The sequence below is a fragment of the Vibrio sp. 2033 genome, from assembly GCF_033339735.1.
The window spans coordinates 1-804 of the sequence record NZ_JAWOVC010000244.1; the positions used below are offsets into that span (position 1 = coordinate 1).

Here is an 804-nt window from a genome sequence, read left to right on the forward strand (position 1 = left end):
GATTCTCGCGATATCGCGATTGAGCTTTGTGACAAGTTTCCAGATGTGGATCCACAAACCGTGCGTTTTACCGATCTTCATCAATGGATCATGGAGTTAGATGAGTTTGACGATGAGCCAAACCATTGTAACGAAAAGATCCTAGAAGCGGTCATCATGTGCTGGATGGACGAAGCAGACTGATGCTCAATTCGGCGGTAAAACGCAGCCGAGTTAACAATTCTTACTAAAAAAAGCGGACCTCTAGGTCCGTTTTTTTATCAAGTTGACATTTTTACCCTACATAATGCTAACATCCGTGAGTTATTAAAAAGAAGCGGCGTAGGCTACGCCGATATAAGACAAGGAGAAACCATGTCTACACAGATGTCTGTATTTTTAAGTCAAGATTCTGCTGCTCCACACTGGGGTGAGAAAGCACTACTTTCATTCTCTGAAAACGGTGCGACGATTCATCTAGGTGAAGGTCATGATCTTGGTGCAATTCAGCGTGCAGCTCGTCAGCTAGATGGCCAAGGAATTCATTCAGTTCTACTTTCTGGTGAACATTGGGATTTGGAAAGCATCTGGGCTTTCCATCAAGGTTACCGCAACCCGAAAAAACACGGTTTACTAGAATGGACTGCGCTTTCTGAAGAAGACCAAACTGAACTTCAAGCTCGCATTAAAGCGACCGATTTTACGCGCGATATCATCAACAAAACGGCGGAAGAAGTTGCACCTCGTCAACTTGCTACGATGGCGGCTGAGTTCATCAAATCTGTCGCACCAGAAGGCACGGTAACGGCTCGTATTGTTAAAGAT

1 protein-coding gene and 1 pseudogene are annotated in these 804 nt (G+C 44.7%); both read left to right on the forward strand.

Features of this window, described 5'->3' with window-relative positions:
• A partial coding sequence (iscX, locus tag R7P74_RS25855; RefSeq protein WP_318123507.1) for a Fe-S cluster assembly protein IscX occupies positions 1-183 on the forward strand: 183 nt, incomplete at its 5' end.
• 171 nt (positions 184-354) lie between these two features.
• Positions 355-804 (forward strand): annotated as a pseudogene (locus R7P74_RS25860) (aminopeptidase PepB); the annotation flags it as partial.